Genomic DNA, 20,556 nt, shown 5'->3' on the forward strand with positions numbered 1-20,556 from the left:
TTCGTATTCGTATTCCCCGTAGGTACGGGGATAAACGGTTTAATGTATTCACTCCTGATAATAGCATCACGTATTCCCCGTAGGTACGGGGATAAACGGCAGCCGCATATCAGGATGCCACTGACGAGTAGTATTCCCCGTAGGTACGGGGATAAACCGCGCCTAACGCGACGTCTGACGACCCAGATCAAGTATTCCCCGTAGGTACGGGGATAAACCGCGAAAAGGGCAGCACTGGGTGGATGACGAAGGCGTATTCCCCGTAGGTACGGGGATAAACCGTACACATCTACTCTAAAACCTAATACTCAGATGTATTCCCCGTAGGTACGGGGATAAACCGGGCGGGCGTCAGGCGGCGGCAGCCAGCCGCCAGTATTCCCCGTAGGTACGGGGATAAACCGAGGCGGCGTATCAGGAGGCTGTAGAGGAGCAAGTATTCCCCGTAGGTACGGGGATAAACCGCATCGATTCATTGATAGCCTCTCAACATTTAGGTATTCCCCGTAGGTACGGGGATAAACCGACCACGAACAATTACGAGCGCTCACACCGGATGTATTCCCCGTAGGTACGGGGATAAACCGGCTGCTGCAATTACAGCAGATTATCAACAAAAGTATTCCCCGTAGGTACGGGGATAAACCGCTAATTTTAACTGTTTTTTGCTTTATATGTTTGTATTCCCCGTAGGTACGGGGATAAACCGCTGATTTACAGAAAGCACAGTCACAAACAGTCGTATTCCCCGTAGGTACGGGGATAAACCGTTATTACACCAAATGGTGATGCTATGGGGATGGTATTCCCCGTAGGTACGGGGATAAACCGATAAATATTCTGCCGGTACATCCCCATAAAATGTATTCCCCGTAGGTACGGGGATAAACCGCGTGGAACCAGAGGGCAAATGACGGAGGGTGGGTATTCCCCGTAGGTACGGGGATAAACCGATCGTGATGGACTACGAACAACACCGGAAATTGTATTCCCCGTAGGTACGGGGATAAACCGGTGATCGTGAACAATGATGTCGCCTGTGAGGTGTATTCCCCGTAGGTACGGGGATAAACCGATCAGTACGCCGCGCTTTGTATCAGTTCCTACGTATTCCCCGTAGGTACGGGGATAAACCGGGCGGTATAGCCTGAATGATTTGCACGCTGCTGTATTCCCCGTAGGTACGGGGATAAACCGGAAGTTCGCTCTTTAACAATATAAACCCCACAGTATTCCCCGTAGGTACGGGGATAAACCGTCGAACACTACCGCAGAACGACAAGTTCCATGCGTATTCCCCGTAGGTACGGGGATAAACCGATAACTACGCTAAATTAGCGGTTTTCTCAGGTGTATTCCCCGTAGGTACGGGGATAAACCGCTCGACGCCCTCATAATGTATACCTTTCTCAGGTATTCCCCGTAGGTACGGGGATAAACCGAACAGATGATGGTGATGTATTCGACCCGTCATGTATTCCCCGTAGGTACGGGGATAAACCGGAATAGCAACTAACGCAATGAACCATTTGTACGTATTCCCCGTAGGTACGGGGATAAACCGGATTAGCGAGCGCCTTGCTGTAGCAGTAGCAAGTATTCCCCGTAGGTACGGGGATAAACCGGGCTTACTGATTTCTAATGGTTTTATTACTCCGTATTCCCCGTAGGTACGGGGATAAACCGATGCCAAGGTGCGTCTGGAACATCGCGAGGAAGTATTCCCCGTAGGTACGGGGATAAACCGGCCTTTGTCTCTTCCCTATCGATCAGGTCGAAGTGTTCCCCGTAGGTACGGGGATAAACCGCTCAGTTCAGCGATTTTTTGCGGACGCTGCCAGTGTTCCCCGTAGGCACGGGGATACATCATATCGGTCAACAGCGGATAAAATATCAGCAGAATATTCCCTACAAATATATAAACACCCCAAAAATTGTTTAATTATTACACATCACAGTATTTCCGAAAGCTCGATAAATGACTCCAATATGTTGAGTATAAAATACATAAATATAACCACCATTTAAATAAGACATAAATAATCCAAAGTAAGATTACTAATCATCACTGAATGATGATTTATTGTGGAATTAGTCATATATAAATAAGAATAGAAACTTTCCTGTACTATTCTCTTATTTTAAATAACCAAAATAAAAATAAACATTAGGCATAATCACCATGCGAATTAATTATTTTTACTAAGATATTAGGGAGATAAAACCAGCTTTATTTGATAATAAATCGAACGAATCTTCTAAATTATGCGATATTCCATCTACAAGCATAATTCGTTAATGATTGCCAAAAATACCTATGATAATCTACGCCGCTTTCCATCCTGAGTTGTTCATTTGATATACAATTAACTGTCCAAAATAGGAAACGAATTAATTTATGAACGTAACTAACACCAGTAAATTGTTAGCCGCTACTCTGTGTCTTGCAACCTCGTATAGCTACGCAGATAGTGATCGCCCACTTTTTTCATTGACTATGTCAGAATCCGGCGTTCAGAAAACGAATAATGATGGTAGCTTATCCCAATCTACTAAATCGGAATCTCGTATTCTGCCAATTTGGGGTGATAAAGCTCGTGAGAAAGGTTACGACCTGCCTGAGCCGTTTGGAGTTAGTTATGGTTATATAAATCTGCGGCAAGATATTGTTGTAGATAAAATCGGATTTATTATGCCCGAAAACCCCGATACACCTGATGCTATAATAATTAATGCAGGGAAGACTCGAGAACGCAATGAATCACATATGCTTAAGCTAGATACATGGGTTATGCCATTTTTAAATGTTTATGGTGTATACGGAAAAACAAAAGGTTCATCGGAGACTAATATCGACAGTATATTATTTGATTTTGGTTTTCCAGGTATGAAACCAGTCCCGCTACTCAAAGATGAACCCTTTACATTAGATTTTAAAGGTAAAACCTATGGTGGAGGCCTAACATTAGCGGGGGGTTATAATCAATTTTTTGCAACATTAGATGCAAATTATACACAAACCAATTTAGATATTTTAGACGGTGATATAAAAGCCCTTGTTATAACTCCCAGAATTGGCTACGAATTTACATTTAAGCCATTATTTGCCGGACAAGGTAATACCAAAGTCCAAGTTTGGACTGGTGCCATGTATCAAGATATCACTCAACGTTTTAAGGGTAAGGTCGCTAATCTAAATATGACAGGAAAATTAGGAACAATTGTCAAAGGATTCCTTGAAAACGACCCTGAAATGTCATTCGACGTAAAACAACACCTCGCCCACAAATGGAACAATACTGTGGGCGCTCGCGTCGAAGTTACCCGTAATTTCAACGTATTATCTGAAATCGGTTTCGGCAATAGAAACAGCTTCTTTATTTCCGGTGAGTTCCGTTTTTAATGTTTGATCTCACAATATTCAAAAGGCTGGTGATTTCCAGCCTGCTTATTTTTACTGTTTCATCAGCACACGCTGATATCTTGCCTGATCGGCAAAAAATTGATGGTTGGTTAAACGAATTAGGCGGCAGCAACCATTTTGATGACCGCAAGAAAATTGACTGGGGTGTATTGCCCGGCCCTTTTTATACTCCTGAAATGGGCGTGGGGATTGGTGTCGCCGTGGTTGGTTTATACCGCCCTGACAGTTCTGATCATATTAGCCAGACATCTTCATTGGGGCTCAGTGGTTTTGGATCATCGACCGGTGCATTTGGCCTGAATTTCACCAATTATAATTTTCTTGCCAACGACCAATGGCGGTTATTTGTTTCCGGTACAGTAAATAACACCCCGACTTATTATTGGGGCAAAGGCTATAACGCCGGTAAAGATAATAGCAATAAAGAGAAATATCATTCGCAGGAATTTGATATTCGCCCCCGCTTTCTTTATCGCGTCACCAATGCCACTTATATGGGATTAGGCTGGAATTTTTCATCCGTCAATGCCAGTGATCCAGATATCGGCGCTAAACGATATTTTGATCAATCTGTTGGTGGCTGCTCAGTAGTAAGTTCCGGTGTAAGTGCCTATTTTAGTTATGACACACGGGATTTCTTACCCAATGCACAACACGGGCAGGCATTCGAGATCGTTTATACCCATTTTTCTCCTGAGTTAGGCAGCGATCATCGTTTCCATACCACGCAATTGCAGTTTTCAACCTATCACCAGTTATCTGAAAAAACGGTTCTGGCCTTTGATAACTATGCCCGTTTCAGTTCAGGCGATGTGCCGTGGAATCAGCTCTCACTGCTCGGAAATGGTCAACGGATGCGCGGGTACTATGAAGGGCGTTATCGTGACCACAACATTCTCACATCACAGCTAGAATTAAGGCATAAACTTGACTGGCGCCACGGTGTGGTCGGTTGGATAGGCACCGGTACATTGGGGAACTCTCCTTCACAATTGGGGACAAAACATTGGCTTCCTTCTGTTGGTGTTGGCTATCGCTTTGAGTTTAAGCCACGCATGAATGTCAGATTAGATTTTGGTGTCGGTAAAAACAGTACTGGGTTCTATTTTCAGGTTGGGGAAGCGTTTTGAGATTATTAGTTACCCTGTATCTCTGCTTTTTATTGATGGCATGCCAAAATAAACCTCACCCTATTAATTCGGTAAAGCCTGCCCTCGTCAGTGATACCCACGAACAGTCACAGGAAAATTGGGACGCATTACCACCTATTGATCCACCAGAGGGTTTGAGAGCCTGTTGTGCTTTTGGTTATAACCTCAAGGCCCAACTCTGGAATATTCCCATTCCTCTCTACAATATTGGCAATATTGTAGAAGCCAAGAAATTGGGAGAGCATCGTTACAATGACAGTATTATCGGTGCCAGTGCCGCATTGTTGGGAATAAGCAATGAAGAAGTTGGCCTGCTCTACACCCATAAAGGTGGGTTTATTGATATTTCTCATGTAAGGGATACCGCCGACTATACGCTCTATCTGTTCAGTCAAATTAATGCCCATCTTGGTCAAGAGTGGAGATTAACCCTGAATAATGAACTTGCCGCACGTAAAATTCACTTTTTTGCTTTTACGCCGCCGGAAGATCCTGCTGAACGTTATACACTAAGCGCTTATCTGGCCGCCAAACTCGCTTTTCAACTTGCAGCCTGGCATGAAATCGCGCAATGGTACGGCTATCAATCAGTTCCGGGATTTTCAGAAGGTATTTCAGCTTTTTCACCGGAAGATCTCTATTCGAATCTGCTGGGTGCACGACTGGCACTGACGTTGATCTTAGAAGGTCACGCACCTTCTGTGGCACAGTTCTCATCCTCCATGGCTAAGATCTTGCAAATTGCTTTGCATGAACTCGGAGATTACCCCAAGTCGGGTACAAAAGAGATGTTTGACAGCTTAGATGGCTTATGGTGGAACAGTTATCAGCGCATTCCCGAGAAATTTTTAGTACTGCAACGGAATTATGATATCCAAGACAATCGCCATCCATTCATGCCTTCGGGTAAAGAGGGCCTTGCCTTACGCCTGTCTTTGCCTGAGCACTATCAGCACTTTTCGTTGGATAAACTAGCTGAATTCCAATTATGGCCAACCAATGAGATGAAAAATCTACCTGCCCCAAAACAATACTGGGCAGTGAAAGATTTTAAAATGCTGGCGGAAAATGCCCAATATGAAGACGGGAAGCAGAAGCTAAATAAATAGGGAGTGGTAAAATCCGCCTATTTAATAATATATGTGAGGAATATACCTAATTGATAGATGTATTCCTCTATTCGGATTATTTTATTTGGATTACTTACCCAATCCCCCCAATACCCTACGTATCGGTGTATGCTGTTTAATCAATTCCTGCAAAACCTCTTTCAATAACTGACTTTTGCCATTACCCAGTAGCTCCAGTACACTTTTTTCATGAGATTCAGCTTTGGTCAGCAGCCCTTTTACCACATTTTTCCCCGTTTCAGTCAAACGTACCAACGTAACACGGCGATCACCTCCGCCATTGGAAAAACGAGCGACATACCCCTGTAATTCTAAACGCTGCAAAACACGGGTAATAGTCGGCTGTTTACTCACCGTTTTCTGCGACAGAAGGCTAATGCTAATCGAGCCACTTCCCGCCAACGTCGATAATACCCGCCACTCCAGTACTGACAACCCTTGCGCTTCAACGATATCATGGAATTCAGAAGAAACCAGCATCCATGCTTGCCCAAGCAAAGCAGGCAAGTAATTGTCAACAAACACTTTTGAATCTGGCATAAGTTGAACAACCCTTTTATCTCAGGAAGTTTTTTGTCCTCCAATGTTAAAAGGTTCCCTAGTGAAAAACACGTCCATAGCAATCATTCAGTTAATATTTTCCTGATAACAGTGAGCCAAATCTCGGAACGTATGTATTCAACCCAAGCTGTTTCAATATCATGTAGGTTGTTGCCATAGATGAGGAAATAACAAGCAATTCTGCCGTTCTTCGCTTAGCGCTAAACAGAGCATTTATTTTCACGGCAGCTCTCAAGAACAATCCCCCTTTTTCAGGGGTAATTTTGCTTATAAATGCGCTATTTTTCCGCAGTGATTCCCATTACAATCCTGACAGAAAAATAACCTCCGTTTGAGACAAAGATCATTGTGGTGAGGAACACCCGTCAGGAACATTCGTTACACACTTAAAAGGACATCAAGCATGAATCTTCAGGCTGGACAGAATATCGTTCTATCTACGACTTCTCTTCGATTGACACTTTCTTACCCAACAACTCCCTCTTTTCGCAGTGAAGTAGATGCCTCCGCTTTTCTATTGAATGCCAATGGGAAAGTCAGGGGAGATAGTGATTTCTACTTTTACAATAATCCCTCAGCCGCAGATAACAGCTTGGTTTTGGAGACATCTCACCAAAGCAGCGTTATCACTGTGGATCTGACAAAAATAGATGCCGATGTGAGCAAAATTGCTATCACGCTGGTGATAGACGGCCCTGATTCAGTCGCCAATCTTCAGCAACTGAAATTTGAAGCCCCAAATATTGCTAGCTTCACTGTTTCAACCTCCGGCAGAACTGAAAAGGCAATGATTATTGCGGAAATTTACCGTCATTCCGGCAACTGGAAACTTCGGGCTTTAGGGCAAGGGTTCAATGGTGGGCTGGAGCCTCTGGCTGTGAATTTTGGTGTGGATGTGGAACAACCTGTGCCTTCAAATAATCCACCACCTAGCCCAACCATCAGCCTTGAGAAAAAACTACAGGACAAAGCACCACGCCTTATAAACCTCGCCAAAAATGCAACTATCAGCCTGAATAAGCACAAACTACAATCAATAAAAGCACGAGTCGCATTTGTTCTTGATGCATCAGGATCGATGCACGATCAATTCAAAAAAGACCATGTGCAGGCTGTGCTGGATCGTATTGCAGTACTGGCCGTGCAATTTGACGATGACGGTTCAATGGATCTCTGGGGCTTTGCCTCAAAACACAAAAAATATCAGGACGTAACCCTAGATAATCTTGATGGCTACATTCACACAATACAGACCGCTATAAAACGCTCTATGTGGGAAATTCTTCCTGGTCTCGGCGGTGTAAATAATGAACCACCAGTTATGGAAGAGGTTATCGACTTTTTTAAAGACAGTGATCTACCTGTCTATATTGTGTTTATTACCGACGGTGGTATCAGTAAAACTCGTCAGATCAAAAATGCCATTAGACGTTCAGCAAATTATCCTATTTTTTGGAAGTTTGTTGGTTTGGGTGGTTCGAATTACGGAATACTGGAAGATCTCGATAACTTTACCGATCGTCGTCTTGATAATACCTATTTCTTTGCGATCGACAATTTTGCCACCGTAAAAGAAGATCAACTGTACGATCTGTTATTAAAAGAGTTTAAAGACTGGCACGATGCCGCCACCGCTGAACGAATTCTGTAGTTATGCAGTATGTAATTTATAACTATGAGCGCCCCAAATTAGGGGCGCTGGATTCATCCTAAAATCGCATAGAGTCTCTCAATTTCCTTTCTCCATATCTCCTGATTTTTCAGCTTCTGATGTTTCGGTTTCCGAGCCAAATCCTCTGACAAATTTTTTTCCAATACTACAATGCGTTGAAGAATGTTCTCTTCATCCGCTAAATTCACCAATGTTTCTGATTCATCATGAGTGCTTCCCTTATTCCTAACCACTTCTTTTTGAGAAGAAATCACCTTTTCATTCAGGAACTGATAATACCCATCACTGGATGTCACTTCTTCCAGCTTACCGTTTCTAATCAATAAAAAACGATTGGCGACGTTATCAATAAACGCCCTATCATGCGAAGTAATCAATATTGTCATTTCATTATTAATCAATTCACTTTCCAATTCCATTTTGCCAAAAATATCCAAGTGGTTGGTAGGCTCATCGAGAATCAAAAAATTGTGTTTATTTAACTTCAAAATTAAAAACATTAGTCTGGAGCGTTCACCACCACTTAAGCGCCCTACCAATTTATTAAAATCCGCATATTCAAACCCTGCCGCAATCAATTGTTGCTTACAGGTGATATCGTCGATATTCGGCGTGTTATTTCTAACCACATCAAAAATCGATTCATTCAGCGGAATTTTCTCCAATTCCTGATCGAGATAGCCCATATTACACTGCGGGGAAAAAGTGATATTTTCGGTATCGTAAGCCGAATTATCCAACTGCTCATCATGCTTCTTTCTTGCCTCACTGTAAGTCTCAACTAGAGTATGAATCAGCGTAGATTTCCCCACGCCATTGTCCCCCAACAAGGCAATTCTGTCTCCCGGCCGGATATATAATCCATTGATTGAAAATAAAAAATTAAACTTCCCATCCTGTTGATAACCAATCCATTTTTCTTCAATCTGCAACATGTGTTTGGATTTGATAATGTCAACATCCAACGATAATCGATAGGTCTCTCCTTCAGTTATTTTAGTTTTACTTTTTTCGAGTCTTTCAACCCGCTTCTCCATTGATTTGGCTTTTCTGGCAAACTTTTCGTTATCGTAGGTTTTTGCCCAATATGCCATACGTTTGGCACTTTCTTGTATGCGTCGAATATTCTTTTCTTCCGCTTTCAACCTCAAGGCATCAGCTTCATCTTTTTTTTGTAACTCTTCAAATGCCTGACTAAATGGCAGGGAAAATAACGCCAATTGTTGATCACGTAAGAAAATTGTCTGGTTGGTAACGTTATCCAGAAAGTTTCGGTCATGGGAAACAATAATAAAAGCACTCTTTAGATTATTATTAAAAAAATTCTCAAAAAACTTCAAAATATTAGCATCTAAATGGTTACTGGGTTCGTCAAATAAAATAATATCTGGCTCTACAATTGCACTCATGGCAAACATTAGTTTTGTCTTTTGCCCGCCACTGAGATCAGCGACTTGGGTTGTGAAATCTGTATCCTGAAAGCCAAAACTATAAAGCATTGATATTGCTTTATAATCACTATATTCATCAATCTGTTTTACTTTTTTGGATATACATTCCAGCAAAGTCATTTCAAGCAATGAATCATCAATGAATTGAGAGACCATTTCTAATCTCAGGCCATTAGCATACTCAATTAGTCCATCATCCGGTTTTTCAATGCCAGCCAATAGCTTAAGTAAGTGAGTTTTTCCTGTGCCGTTATAACCGACCAATGCAACTCTGTCGTTTTCTTTAATAGTTATGGAAAGATTGCTAAATAATGGCTTTGAATTAATACTAAAGTTAACCTTATTACAATGAATCAGCGTTGACATTGTTATGTCCCCATCATAAAAAACCTTTGTTAATCTCATATTGATGTTTATTTTGCAAGCAAAACTTATATATTCAAAGAAAAACCAGGTCAAGCCATTGTCATAATAAATGAAGGCATAACTGCGAAATTTTATGTGTCTTAATGTTATTATTTAATCCTTTTATGAGTAAATCTTTTTAATGATGGCAGGAGTGATAATTATGTGAATCCATGATTAACGTAATAATTACAAAAAGGTACTTTCCAGTAGAGGTACTTTCCAAAATAGAAAAGCACCTTGCTCTATAAAAATAAGATCTTGATTTAATCCCAATGAATATTGAGATCTGCATAAAAGAGAAAAAACATCCCACGAACACATCAAGAAATATACGCCTTAAATTCGTTGCTTAGAAACGATATCCCACACCGATATTAAATCCATTGATATTAAGTCGATCTTCACGACCTTTTAATGATGAACCTTCATAGCCAGCATAAAGGCTGAGGTTTGGAATGGGATTGATTTCCACTCCAGCACCATAAGCGAAATCGGTCGATTTATTATCCAGTTTTACAGAATAAGAAATTATTTCCCCATTTTTTCCACGCTCAGTTCCTCTCCCGAAAACATCGACTTTTGAATGAACAAAACCCAACACCCCATAAACACTCACATAATCATTAATTCGGTAAGCTGGGCCAGCCATCAACGAATAATATTTTAGATCAGCATTGGCTTTCCAAGAACGGTAAACACCACTACCACTACCATTTTCGCTGCCTTTCATATAAGTAAATGAGCCAATAATACTCACAGGAGAATCCCACTCATAACGGTAGTGAAAATTCACGCCACGAATATCTTTAATATCTTGAATCTTACTTTGAGCATAACCCACAGCGACAGTCTGTGTATCAGCATAAGCAACTGAGCCACACATAAAACCGGATACAACCAAAGTTGCAAGAAGTGCTTTTTTCATCACCATTAATTATTACCTTTTATGTTTATTAAACGTTTTAACCGTTTAGTTTTAACCGTTTAGTTTTAACCGTTTAAAGTATAGATAGTTTCTGTAAGGCTATCGGGTAAAATGCAACAAATGTGAACAGGATTGAATTATTAACATTGTGGTATCAATATAACGTGTGGATATATTTCATCAAAAGAACGAAATACCTCTATTTAAAACCCAGTATCAAATTGATATCTATTGATATTTATTTTTGATATTGCTCCACCACAATGTAATTTTGTAAATTGGCTATAATTTTTTCTCTAATCCAAATAGATAACAATAAGGTACGGCATGATAAATAAATTTATATTCCAGACATAAAATAATCTCTCATGGCTATATCCCGTCAGCTAATACAGGAACCTCAACCAACAAACCAACCGAAAAAACGCGCCACTATTTTTGATTGTCAGTCTCAAATGTCAGTATTACCTCACTTAACTCAAGGAAATGACAATGAAATTAGAAACTTTATCTATCCATGCCGGTTACTCACCAGATCCAACAACCAAAGCTGTTGCTGTCCCCATTTATCAGACTACTTCCTACGCTTTTGATGATTCCCAGCATGGTGCAGATCTTTTTGACTTAAAAGTCGAAGGCAACATTTACTCCCGCATGATGAATCCAACAAATGATGTATTGGAAAAACGTGTTGCCGCTTTAGAAGGTGGTATTGGTGCGCTTACAGTTGCATCTGGGATGTCAGCTATCACCTACGCTATTCAAACCATAGCAGGCGTAGGTGATAACATTATTTCGGTGGCGAAACTCTATGGTGGTACTTATAACTTAATGGCACACACTTTCCCAAATATTGGGATTGAAACCCGTTTCGTGGCTCATGATGATATTGCTGCCACTGAAGAGATGATTGATAAAAAAACCAAAGCAATATTTTGTGAATCCATAACCAACCCAAGCGGGAATATCATTGATATTCAGGCATTGGCAGATATTGCCCACAAGCACGGAATTCCCCTGATTGTCGATAATACCGTCGCCACCCCTTATTTATGTCGCCCGTTTGAACATGGTGCAGACATTATCATCCACTCCCTGACCAAATATATTGGGGGACATGGTAACTCGATTGGCGGAATTATCGTTGATTCAGGTAAATTCCCGTGGGCAGAACATCAAGATCGTTTTGCTATCTTGAGCACACCGGATGCTTCATACCATGGGATAATTTACACCGAACATTTTGGTATCGCGGCCTTTATCGCCCGCTGCCGTGTCGGGCCCCTGCGCAGTACTGGATCAGCGCTTTCTCCATTCAATGCTTTTCTCATCTTGCAAGGCCTTGAAACATTGGCACTGCGTATGGAACGTCATACCGAAAATGCCCTGAAAATCGCACAATATCTGGAACAACACCCTCAAGTGTCATGGGTTAAATATGCAGGACTGCCTGCACACCCAGAGCATGATTTGGCTGTGCGCTATATGGGAGGAAAACCCGCTTCAATTCTTTCTTTTGGTATCAAAGGAGGAGAAGAAGCTGGTATCCGTTTTATTGATGCCCTGCAACTGATTGTGCGTCTAGTAAATATCGGTGATGCCAAATCATTGGCTTGCCACCCAGCTTCAACAACTCATCGCCAGCTAAATGATAAAGAAATGGTAAAAGCAGGCGTATCGCGTGATCTGATTCGCCTATCCATTGGAATCGAACACAGTGATGATATTATTGCTGATCTTTCACAAGCACTGAGTGCAGCAAAATAATTATAATCCTGTCCCTTTATTTATAGATTATTAAAGTAAGGGCTGGCAAAACCAGCCCTTCAACCATCAGGCTTTAAATGTTATCCACGGCTTTATTCTTGCCACTGACTGGATTAACCCTGCCTGCTCTTGAATTTCGATCACTGGTGTAATCGGCTTATAAGCTTCTGGAGCCTCTTCACGCATACGCTCGCTTTTCAAGGTGATGCACTGCCACGGTAATCGACCATTCTTTTGGATATCGGGCCATTTACCACGCATTACCTGACGTCGCACTGAACGACCAGCTCCATGTGAACACGACCATAACCAATCTGAATTACCTTTTCCCTTCACCAAATAGGAATAATCTCCCATTGAGCCGGGGATCAGTGCCAATTCACCTGCTCTCGCTGGTGTTGCGCCTTTACGATGTAGATTCATTCCCTGCTCAGGAAAAATAATATTATGCGAAAGGTCCACAATCAGCTTGCTTTTATCCTGTGCAAATACTTTCTGCCACGCCGAGCGAACCAACTCTGTGAGAACAATACGAATTGAGGTTGTAAAGGAAACAATTTGTTCAAATATTACACTTGAGTACTTATTATTGTACATGTACAATAATAAGTACGTAAGCATTATGAGATAATGACCATGAATGTTATGAGTTATTCAGCATTTCGAACGCATTTAGCCAGTACCCTAGATAAAGTGAACGATGATCATCAACCCATCATGATCACTCGTCAGAATGGTAAACCAGCGGTTGTACTCAGTTTGGAAGATTTTCGCGCTTATGAAGAGACTGCCTATTTGATGGCAAGCCCTAAAAATGCAGCTCGCTTAAACCAAGCTATTGCAGAAGTGGAAAGCGCTAACACCCTCGAAAAAGGCTTGCTGGAAGAATGATTCTATCTTGGGCAGAAACTGCATGGGAAGATTATCTTTATTGGCCACAAACCGATAAAAAAACCCTAAAACGCATTAATACTCTTATTAGGGATATCGCACGGCAGCCCTTTGATGGTCTCGGTGATCCAGAGCCCTTAAAGCACAACTGGTCAGGATACTGGTCTAGGCGGATTGATCGCGAGCATCGTCTAGTTTACAAGGTGACAGACACAGCAATAGTTATTGTACAATGTCGCTATCACTATTAATTTATATGCCGAAATTTTCCCATCCGAATCGCCAAAATAAAAATGCGCAATCGACTACCTCCGGTACGATTGCGCTGTGATAGGCAAGCAGTCTATTCCAAGCCTATTTAAATAATCTTCCCAGCCCCCCCTCCCCAACTATCCCTTTTTCCTAATAATCCGACGACGTTTATTAAACAGATCCGGCAATATTGCCTGCGATACACATTGCCACTCAATTTGATCAATATCGACGCCCTGTTTGGCGAAATGATCAGCCAGCGCGGACTGACATTGTTGAAGGATCGCAATATCACAATCGCCTTCCAGGCGCAGCAGCAAGTCAGTTTGAGTCAACCGATAATCGCTGGTCAGTGGCAGGGTATTGGCAATAATCCGTGAACAAGGATCGGCAAAAATACTCACTTTTTCGCCATTGTGTGAAGGTAAAATCAACTGATCATCACTGCGCCCTTCTATACGCTCTATCGCCAGTGCCGGATTGCCACAAGTACATGGCGTTTTCTTCACCACCAGAATATCGTCAAGCTGATAACGCACAATAGGTTGAGTTTCCCGCGTAAAATCTGTGATGATCGGGTTAAAACGTGATTCATCGATCCATTTCGGCTCAATATGCAGAAACTCTTCGTTAAGGTGCAATGTTCCATGTGGGCAAGTACACGCTAAGAAACCTTCCGTTGCCTGATAAACCTCTCCCACTTCCCGGAATACGCCTTCCAATAATTGGCGATCTTGTGGCTCCAGCACTTCTGCCGCCGAAATCACTTTAGCGGGCGACAATGACGCCTCGCCTTGCTGGATTTTCAATGCCAGCGCGCGCAATACTTGAGCGGGCGCAACAACGATCGTGGGTTGGTATTCCACCAGCGCTTGCACCTGCTGATTAAAGTCAGCGAATAAATCAAAAAAACGGAAGGATATCCAGCGGTTCTGAACGCTATCGTAGAGATTGTTTCCTGCCCGTAAAAACAGCGCGACCCGCTCACCGTGAAATAATCCGTTTGGCAGCATTTTGGCGAGCATGGTTCCTGCCCAAATGCTCCGCTCTTTAGGGCTAATGACGAAAATTCCCCGCTGCCCTGATGTGCCTGACGACATTCCAACGCTGAATTTACCGACTGTTGGTTTGAAATCTCGTGACTGTTCGCTCAATCGCGCGCACTCCAAAAGCGCATCACGCTTGAGACCTGCCGTATTCATTTGATCGAAATTTTCCATCATGATGGCTTTATTCATGAGCGGATATTTCGCCAACGGCAAATCACCATATGAGGCAAAATAAGAACTTTTCGCCAGAATCCTATGCCGAAATTTCGCTAGCTCTCTCGATTGATGTTGTTCAAGCTGCTGTCGGCTGGAAAATTTCCACTGCTTTTTGGCTCGCCAATAATACCAAAGCGTTTTAAGAATCATTCCAAATCTCCCTCGTGACATAGCTGGATAGGAACCTGCTTTTGGTCAATTTGGTGCAACTTATTCAATGTTTCATAATAAGCACGGCTGTCATCCATAATGATATTTGCTAACTTTGCTGGCCCGCGCAGTTCACGGTAGTTACTTGGTGACCAAGCCGCATCACCCGCCAACAATACCCAACCCTGTTCAGCCAATACACAAAGGCCGAGGTGCCCAGCCGCATGGCCGGGCAGTGGAACAATAAACATCTGTTTCTGGCTCTCTGGTACAGCGTAACCTTCACCCAATACCGACAATTCTTCTGGCATCGGGCTGGTTTCAAACCCTTCATAAAAACAGGCTCTGGATTCAAAATCTTCGGGGATTAATCCCCGTACAAATGCTTTTTTCAGTGCAGCGATACCACGTAAGTTACGGGTTTGCTGCCAACCTTCCCCCGAACAGATAAATTTGGCCTGCGGGAAATCCCGCAATCCAGCAATATGATCACCATGAAAGTGAGAAATAATGATGCCATCAATATCACGCGCTTGGATGCCTTCCTCTTTCAGCTGCATCACCAATGAATCTTTGGTGTCAAAGTAGACTGGCGTGACCGTGCGATATAATCGAATGATCCCACTGCGGGTATGATCGTAAAAATGGCTGGCATACCCGGTATCAAGCAGCCAACGCTTGTCATTGCACTCCAGCAACCATGCACGGGCTGGAAATTTACATACGCGAAGACTGGCACCTTTAAGTGCCACGCAGCCGGGATGAGTACAGTATCCCACCTCAAAAACACTCATCTTAACCATGTGAATCCGCCTGCTGGTCTATCTGTTTTAACCAATTGGCTGTTAAATGAATACCTTCTTCCATGGTATAAATCGGCGAATAACCCAGCTCTTCCCGTGCCTTTGAGTTATCCAGTGTCATAGAATAATAAGCCGCCCCAATACCGTAACGAGTCAGCAACGGCTCTTTTCGGGTGAGCATAGCCACCCCTTCCATTACAGCCGCAACGCCATACAGAAATGGATAAGGCAATGATTTGATCCGATAACCAAACTGCATCTCGTCAAATAACTGCCCTAAGGTCTTCGCCAGTGGTTGTGGCTGCTGATTGGTAATGTTATATATCGCCCCACTTTGTAAACCTTCGCGTTGGGTTGCCAATGACATGGCATGGACAACATTCATTACATAAGTGAGATCCAAGGCATTCTTTCCACCCGCAGGCAAGGCCATAACACCTTTACTGGATTTAACCTGAGCCAGCAGGCGCGGCAACAACACTCGGTCATGCGGGCCAAATAGCCCACGGGGACGCAGGATAATATAAGTTGTGTCTGGATAGCGGCGAATCAGTTTGAGTATGCACTCTTCCGCCAGGAACTTCGTCCGGGCGTAATCATTAGCAAAACGCTGGCTACGCTGATTTTCGGTAATATGCTGTTGATGTGAAAAATTAAAATACACGGCCGGAGTAGAAATATGGACAAATCGCTGGATACCACATATTCCCGCCGCCTGTGCCAACATATGTGTCGCAGTTAAATTGATACGTTCAAACTCATCCGGATCACCCCAAGGAGAAGATTTAGCGGCACAATGCCAGACTGCATCACAATCTGACATCAGCTCAACGGCTTCATCTACCGTTAATGTCTCCAGTTCAGCACGGCGAAATTTGGCTCCCAACTGAATTAACGACTCTCCCGCCTGCGGATCACGCCCGGTTGCCACCACCGTCTCCCCACGCGATAACAGGTAATCAACGGCATTACGACCTAAGCCGCTTGTTGCTCCGGTTACAAGGATTCTCATGGTTTTAAAATCATCTCACTTAATGAAAGCCCTGCCGCAGTACCAAGCAACATCACATAATCACGACCATAATAGCGATCGGTCATCATAGCTTCATGCAGAGCACTGGGAATTGATGCAGCAACCTGATTACCGCGATAACGATAAATATTCACAAATCTCTCATCCCTGATATTCAATCTCTTGCGAATATGTTTCAGTCCTAAATGGCTTGCCTGATGAGGAACCACGGTATCAATATCAGACATTTCAAGATTGGCACTCGCCAGTACACGCTCGGTAAAGCCTTCAATTAATGAAGCAGTCAGTTTAAACAGTGGCTTACCTTGCATCTGGAACAGAAAATCACTATCTTCCATGCCCGCACGAAGATTCTTGCGGGTTCCGCCAGCCCGGATCTCGCATAATTCGAGGCCTTCTGGATAAGTTTCATGTTTGTAGGTCACAATCCCACTTTGCCCATCTCCTCTTTCGACGATCATACAAGCCGCCCCATCACCAAAAATCAGTGAGGATTCCTGATGTGACCAATCAATGCCACGGGAAGCCATCTCTGCGGAGACAATGGCAATACGCCGATACTGTCTGGTCGCCAACAATCCACTGGCAGCACTCAGGGCAGAGATAAAACTCACACAACTTGAATTAATATCAAAACAGGCGGTTCCTGCCTTTAATCGGCTCACTTTTAAGATATGTGCAGCGGAATAAGGTAAAGCTTGAATTGGGATTGCAGAAGCTGAAATCAGTAAATCAATTGAATCCGGCGAAATTTGATGCGTTTCTAGAGTATTATGCAATGCATCTACAGCTAATTTAGCTTGAGATGCTTCATAATCAGAATGATAGCGATATTCTATTCCGGAATGCTTTTCTACAAAACCACTCGGTTTATTTAACTTCAAATCTAAATCGGATGAATACACTTTGTTTTCTGGCAAGGCAGTACCAGACGCAATGATCTTTAATGGGATCAATTCATTTGAATTTTTCATTTTTTTATTACTTCCAAGTGTTAATTTTTTGTTTAAATTTATTATCAGAATATGAAGTTAGTTCTGAGTATAGGGGCAGAGTAAATTAGTATTTATCAGATAGTCGGTTAAACAGGAAGTAGATATTTATGATACATCATATTACTAAATTGAAATATCTGACACAGATGCATGAAAAATAAAAAATTTTCTCGGTTCATCATTTCAATGTCATAAATTTTTTTTAATAGAATTAATGTACCATGAGATTTAATCATGGGGTTTGTTGTGTTTATGTGAAATAAAAATAAATATTAATTTACAAATAAATCAACTTAATTTATTCACAAGTAATAGTTTTACTGTATTTTTATTTCCAAAGTAAATTATTCGAATCACATTGTTAAAAATAAACATCAATTAAATATCAATTAAATATTTTTGGTTATTTACACCGCCAAATAAAATAGATTGATTAATTTATCATCCTATATATTTAAAAAATAAAAATGATGAATGGATAACTCTGAATAAAACATTGTTATTCAGAGAAATGAATTCAATAAATTAAATCCTATTTTATTTTTAGTTTCTTATGCACCTCTTCATTTGCTAGTTTGCTTGCGATCAAAATGTGCCACAGTTGCCTGTAAAATTAACTGGCACAAGATGCCGATAACAATCGCCGTTGATATCCCTGCCATAAGATCGGTAAATAAATGCCGACGTAGTTGAATAATGGAAAAACCTATCAACATTCCCCACGTTAGCCACAACAACTGCCAAAATCTTTGTTTTCCTTGCCAAAGTGCATACACAGACAATGCAGTTAACGAAGCATGTAATGAAGGCAAACAATTTTGTGATGAATCTATCGTGATCAAGTAAGCCAGTATACGATCTGTAATTTTGTCGCCCGTAATCGACGGATAATCGAGAGTGGTGGGATAAAGTAAATAGATCAAACCGGAAAACAGGGCACAACCCTGCATTGCCAACATTAACCAACGTACACGGGATAGTGGGCAGAACAGATAAGCCAACGGTATCAACAGGAAGAAAGAGAGATAGAACCAAACTCCATTGGAAGAAAATGCGATCCATTCGTCAATAACAGAAAGTTGCAATATCGTCACTTGATCGTTCAAATAATAGTTAGCTGTGAAATGGTAAATAACCCCAACTGTTCCCCATCCTAATAAACAACACCATAATCGGTATCCTAGACGTTCAATTTTCCTGTTCATTCTGGCCTCCTGCTTAAGTGACAGTGCTTGTTCTCACACTTTCGCCATAATCGATTTATTGCATCAGCTAAAAGTATTTTCATCGCCTGGATTTATTTAACTTAAGCTCTAAATCAAAGGAATATACTTTCTGTTCCGGCAAAATGTACCAGAGGAAATAATCTCAGATTAGAGCAATAACTTGAATTATTAATTTTCAAAAAATATTTATTTTTGTTATTTCTTATCTTAAATGGTCGTCTCAGAAAAAATGATTTCTGAGGGCAGGGTTAGAATAAACTATTATTTATCAGATAATCGAGGGAACAGAAAGAGGATATTTATTAAATAGAAGGGAACTAAAAACAAATTCATATACAATCAATTGAAAATAAAATTATTTTTAAATTTAATTTATATTTAAATATCCTAAAGATAAATTAGTAATATTTTTGAATAAACTGATTATGTCCAAACATTTCTCACAAAAATCATTCCGGACAAACCAACACCTTGCCCTTCATCACTTTTGCGAGCATGATCGCAATACCTTTACCCATTAATCAAACAAGTTACATGCCTACAATCAAAGCACTCCAGGTCGCAATCTCAAACCTTTCTATCTGGCGCAAGGGTGATCAACGTGCACCACATAAGCCATTACTATTGCTGTATGTACTCTCTCAATATCAGAAAGGCCATGAACGACTGTTTGATTATGGGGAGGAGATCCACCAGCCATTACTAGAATTACTCAACAACTTTGGTCCAAGACGCAAAAGCCACGATCCTTCCTTACCCTTCTGGCGTTTACGTGGTGATGGTTTTTGGGAGCTGCAAAATACCGAACTCTGCACGCCACAAAAAGGCAGCAAACAACCACCAAAACGTGAACTAATTGAATTTGGTGTAAAGGCTGGTTTTGACCAACAAAACTATCAGCTATTACGCAAAAAGCCGGCTGTCATTGATAAACTGGCACAACAAATTCTCAGTGAACATTTTCCTGACAGCATACAGGAACTGCTCGCCAATCAATTAGATTTCTCGTTAAGTGATACCCGCAAAATGCGTGATCCACATTTTCGCCAGCAGATACTGCGCGCCTATAACTACGAGTGTGCAATATGTGGCTATAACCTGCAACATGACAGTACTCCCGTTGGTCTGGAAGCAGCGCACATCAAATGGAAACAATACGGCGGCCCCTGTACCGTAAATAACGGGCTTGCCCTTTGTTCATTGCACCATTCCGCATTCGATATGGGCTCAATCAGTATTGACCATAATATGAATTTACTGGTTTCAGAAAGTATTAATGGTGGGCCGATAGTTAAGCAACTTTTTTGGAATTTTGCAAAACAGCCAATATTACGTCCCCAGAACAAAAACTATTATCCGTCAGAAAGTTTCATCGACTGGCATCGTAATCAAGTCTTTAAAGAATAACCCTCAAATATTAAAAGGGGAGCAACGTCTCCCCCAATTACTTAA

17 protein-coding genes and 1 CRISPR repeat array (1 of these 18 only partly in view) are annotated in these 20,556 nt (G+C 41.7%); of the genes, 8 read left to right on the top strand and 9 right to left on the bottom strand.

Features of this window, described 5'->3' with window-relative positions:
• Window positions 1-1,869: direct repeats of the CRISPR family, unit length 29 nt; unit sequence GTATTCCCCGTAGGTACGGGGATAAACCG; it begins 235 nt to the left of the window's first position.
• Window positions 1,870-2,398: 529 nt separating this feature from the next.
• From Xvie_RS07700 to Xvie_RS07710, 3 genes are read left to right on the top strand one after another with little or no spacing between them, the layout of a single operon-like run.
• Entirely contained in the window at window positions 2,399-3,403 is a 1,005-nt protein-coding gene (locus tag Xvie_RS07700) for a hypothetical protein (protein WP_086108752.1), read from the top strand.
• On the top strand, window positions 3,403-4,554 hold the full coding sequence (locus Xvie_RS07705) for a BamA/TamA family outer membrane protein (RefSeq protein WP_086108753.1): 1,152 nt from the start codon (window positions 3,403-3,405) through the stop codon (window positions 4,552-4,554). Before Xvie_RS07700 ends, Xvie_RS07705 begins: the two co-directional genes overlap by 1 nt.
• Before the next feature lie 35 nt (window positions 4,555-4,589).
• Window positions 4,590-5,684 carry a DUF4056 domain-containing protein gene (locus tag Xvie_RS07710; protein WP_086108821.1) on the top strand — a complete coding sequence of 365 codons (1,095 nt, stop codon included), beginning with the start codon at window positions 4,590-4,592 and terminating at the stop codon, window positions 5,682-5,684.
• A gap of 90 nt (window positions 5,685-5,774) precedes the next feature.
• Here the strand turns inward: Xvie_RS07710 and Xvie_RS07715 are convergent, their stop codons facing one another.
• Window positions 5,775-6,245, bottom strand: a complete 471-nt coding sequence (locus tag Xvie_RS07715; RefSeq protein WP_086108754.1) for a MarR family winged helix-turn-helix transcriptional regulator — start codon at window positions 6,243-6,245, stop codon at window positions 5,775-5,777.
• Window positions 6,246-6,669: 424 nt separating this feature from the next.
• Between Xvie_RS07715 and Xvie_RS07720 the strand changes: the two genes are divergently transcribed.
• Entirely contained in the window at window positions 6,670-7,917 is a 1,248-nt protein-coding gene (locus Xvie_RS07720; RefSeq protein ID WP_086108755.1) for a vWA domain-containing protein, read from the top strand.
• 53 nt (window positions 7,918-7,970) lie between these two features.
• On the opposite strand, the gene Xvie_RS07725 is transcribed toward Xvie_RS07720, so the two are convergent.
• Both Xvie_RS07725 and Xvie_RS07730 read right to left on the bottom strand, forming a co-directional pair.
• Window positions 7,971-9,848 (bottom strand): ABC-F family ATP-binding cassette domain-containing protein, encoded by a 1,878-nt coding sequence (locus Xvie_RS07725; RefSeq protein WP_208612537.1) that lies wholly within the window; start codon window positions 9,846-9,848, stop codon window positions 7,971-7,973.
• A 298-nt stretch (window positions 9,849-10,146) separates the two neighbouring features.
• Window positions 10,147-10,728 (bottom strand): Ail/Lom family outer membrane beta-barrel protein, encoded by a 582-nt coding sequence (locus Xvie_RS07730; RefSeq protein ID WP_086108757.1) that lies wholly within the window; start codon window positions 10,726-10,728, stop codon window positions 10,147-10,149.
• Between the two features lie 486 nt (window positions 10,729-11,214).
• Between Xvie_RS07730 and Xvie_RS07735 the strand changes: the two genes are divergently transcribed.
• Entirely contained in the window at window positions 11,215-12,489 is a 1,275-nt protein-coding gene (locus Xvie_RS07735; RefSeq protein WP_086108758.1) for a bifunctional O-acetylhomoserine aminocarboxypropyltransferase/cysteine synthase, read from the top strand.
• 66 nt (window positions 12,490-12,555) lie between these two features.
• Here the strand turns inward: Xvie_RS07735 and Xvie_RS07740 are convergent, their stop codons facing one another.
• Complete coding sequence (locus Xvie_RS07740; protein WP_339373944.1) at window positions 12,556-13,110, bottom strand: RtcB family protein; 555 nt, start codon at window positions 13,108-13,110, stop codon at window positions 12,556-12,558.
• A gap of 9 nt (window positions 13,111-13,119) precedes the next feature.
• On the opposite strand from Xvie_RS07740, the gene Xvie_RS07745 reads away from it, so the two are divergent.
• A complete protein-coding gene (locus Xvie_RS07745; RefSeq protein WP_244175537.1) occupies window positions 13,120-13,380 on the top strand; it encodes a type II toxin-antitoxin system Phd/YefM family antitoxin in 261 nt (86 codons plus the stop codon).
• On the top strand, window positions 13,377-13,631 hold the full coding sequence (locus Xvie_RS07750; protein ID WP_086108759.1) for a Txe/YoeB family addiction module toxin: 255 nt from the start codon (window positions 13,377-13,379) through the stop codon (window positions 13,629-13,631). The genes Xvie_RS07745 and Xvie_RS07750 overlap by 4 nt, the downstream gene beginning before the upstream one ends.
• 138 nt (window positions 13,632-13,769) lie before the next feature.
• Here Xvie_RS07750 and Xvie_RS07755 read toward each other — a convergent pair whose 3' ends face one another.
• The 5 genes from Xvie_RS07755 to Xvie_RS07775 all read right to left on the bottom strand — a co-directional run bounded on the left by Xvie_RS07755 (window position 13,770) and on the right by Xvie_RS07775 (window position 19,083).
• A complete protein-coding gene (locus Xvie_RS07755) occupies window positions 13,770-15,047 on the bottom strand; it encodes a F390 synthetase-related protein (RefSeq protein WP_086108760.1) in 1,278 nt (425 codons plus the stop codon).
• Complete coding sequence (locus tag Xvie_RS07760) at window positions 15,044-15,850, bottom strand: MBL fold metallo-hydrolase (RefSeq protein WP_086108761.1); 807 nt, start codon at window positions 15,848-15,850, stop codon at window positions 15,044-15,046. The genes Xvie_RS07755 and Xvie_RS07760 overlap by 4 nt, the downstream gene beginning before the upstream one ends.
• A complete protein-coding gene (locus Xvie_RS07765; RefSeq protein ID WP_086108762.1) occupies window positions 15,843-16,862 on the bottom strand; it encodes an NAD-dependent epimerase/dehydratase family protein in 1,020 nt (339 codons plus the stop codon). Before Xvie_RS07765 ends, Xvie_RS07760 begins: the two co-directional genes overlap by 8 nt.
• Entirely contained in the window at window positions 16,859-17,857 is a 999-nt protein-coding gene (locus Xvie_RS07770) for a 3-oxoacyl-[acyl-carrier-protein] synthase III C-terminal domain-containing protein (RefSeq protein ID WP_086108763.1), read from the bottom strand. Before Xvie_RS07770 ends, Xvie_RS07765 begins: the two co-directional genes overlap by 4 nt.
• Before the next feature lie 584 nt (window positions 17,858-18,441).
• A complete protein-coding gene (locus tag Xvie_RS07775; protein WP_086108764.1) occupies window positions 18,442-19,083 on the bottom strand; it encodes a phosphatase PAP2 family protein in 642 nt (213 codons plus the stop codon).
• A gap of 555 nt (window positions 19,084-19,638) precedes the next feature.
• Between Xvie_RS07775 and Xvie_RS07780 the strand changes: the two genes are divergently transcribed.
• Window positions 19,639-20,511: a phosphorothioated DNA-binding restriction endonuclease gene (locus tag Xvie_RS07780; protein ID WP_086108765.1), complete on the top strand. Its 873-nt coding sequence runs from the start codon at window positions 19,639-19,641 to the stop codon at window positions 20,509-20,511.
• Window positions 20,512-20,556 lie beyond the last annotated feature (45 nt).

Source organism: Xenorhabdus vietnamensis, assembly GCF_002127535.1.
GTDB lineage: Bacteria > Pseudomonadota > Gammaproteobacteria > Enterobacterales > Enterobacteriaceae > Xenorhabdus > Xenorhabdus vietnamensis.

Coding starts and splice junctions, on each gene's coding strand:
- Xvie_RS07735 (WP_086108758.1), top strand. CDS start 11,215: ATGAAATTAGAAACTTTATCTATCCATGCCGGTTACTCACCAGATCCA.
- Xvie_RS07765 (WP_086108762.1), bottom strand. CDS start 16,862: ATGAGAATCCTTGTAACCGGAGCAACAAGCGGCTTAGGTCGTAATGCC.
- Xvie_RS07770 (WP_086108763.1), bottom strand. CDS start 17,857: ATGAAAAATTCAAATGAATTGATCCCATTAAAGATCATTGCGTCTGGT.
- Xvie_RS07780 (WP_086108765.1), top strand. CDS start 19,639: ATGCCTACAATCAAAGCACTCCAGGTCGCAATCTCAAACCTTTCTATC.
- Xvie_RS07775 (WP_086108764.1), bottom strand. CDS start 19,083: ATGAACAGGAAAATTGAACGTCTAGGATACCGATTATGGTGTTGTTTA.
- Xvie_RS07705 (WP_086108753.1), top strand. CDS start 3,403: ATGTTTGATCTCACAATATTCAAAAGGCTGGTGATTTCCAGCCTGCTT.
- Xvie_RS07710 (WP_086108821.1), top strand. CDS start 4,590: ATGGCATGCCAAAATAAACCTCACCCTATTAATTCGGTAAAGCCTGCC.
- Xvie_RS07760 (WP_086108761.1), bottom strand. CDS start 15,850: ATGGTTAAGATGAGTGTTTTTGAGGTGGGATACTGTACTCATCCCGGC.
- Xvie_RS07720 (WP_086108755.1), top strand. CDS start 6,670: ATGAATCTTCAGGCTGGACAGAATATCGTTCTATCTACGACTTCTCTT.
- Xvie_RS07755 (WP_086108760.1), bottom strand. CDS start 15,047: ATGATTCTTAAAACGCTTTGGTATTATTGGCGAGCCAAAAAGCAGTGG.
- Xvie_RS07700 (WP_086108752.1), top strand. CDS start 2,399: ATGAACGTAACTAACACCAGTAAATTGTTAGCCGCTACTCTGTGTCTT.
- Xvie_RS07715 (WP_086108754.1), bottom strand. CDS start 6,245: ATGCCAGATTCAAAAGTGTTTGTTGACAATTACTTGCCTGCTTTGCTT.
- Xvie_RS07730 (WP_086108757.1), bottom strand. CDS start 10,728: ATGGTGATGAAAAAAGCACTTCTTGCAACTTTGGTTGTATCCGGTTTT.
- Xvie_RS07750 (WP_086108759.1), top strand. CDS start 13,377: ATGATTCTATCTTGGGCAGAAACTGCATGGGAAGATTATCTTTATTGG.
- Xvie_RS07745 (WP_244175537.1), top strand. CDS start 13,120: ATGACCATGAATGTTATGAGTTATTCAGCATTTCGAACGCATTTAGCC.
- Xvie_RS07740 (WP_339373944.1), bottom strand. CDS start 13,110: ATGCTTACGTACTTATTATTGTACATGTACAATAATAAGTACTCAAGT.